General features: G+C 37.6%; 1 protein-coding gene. It reads left to right on the forward strand.

Translation table 11 applies throughout. The annotated features are described in order from the left end of the window. Positions 1-144 precede the first annotated feature (144 nt). Positions 145-335 (forward strand): tyrosine-type recombinase/integrase (locus AOA61_RS33035; protein WP_368731126.1); only part of this gene is annotated, 191 nt, incomplete at its 3' end.

Here is a 335-nt window from a genome sequence, read left to right on the forward strand (position 1 = left end):
CATTTAAGAGTTGAAGATGTAACTTTACGAGGTAAAGCACTATACATTGATATCCGAAATGCAAAATGAGGAAGTGATCGTTGTATCCCGATCATCGACAAGCAAGCAACAGAAATAGTTTGGAAGTATCGTGAAGAATTAGAAATTGATAATCGTCCCTTATTCCGATTATCAAAACGAACCTTACAGGGCTATGCTACTGCTTTTGCTCAAAAAACTGGGATTAACTTTAGATGTCACCTTTTAAGACATACATTTGCAGGGAAATTAACAGAACAGGGACTCCCTTTGGCATCTATCCGATATTTATTATGGCATAAAAGCCTTGGTTGGGC

This window comes from Pseudomonas sp. 2995-1 (assembly GCF_002742505.1).
GTDB classification, from domain to species: domain Bacteria; phylum Pseudomonadota; class Gammaproteobacteria; order Pseudomonadales; family Pseudomonadaceae; genus Aquipseudomonas; species Aquipseudomonas sivasensis.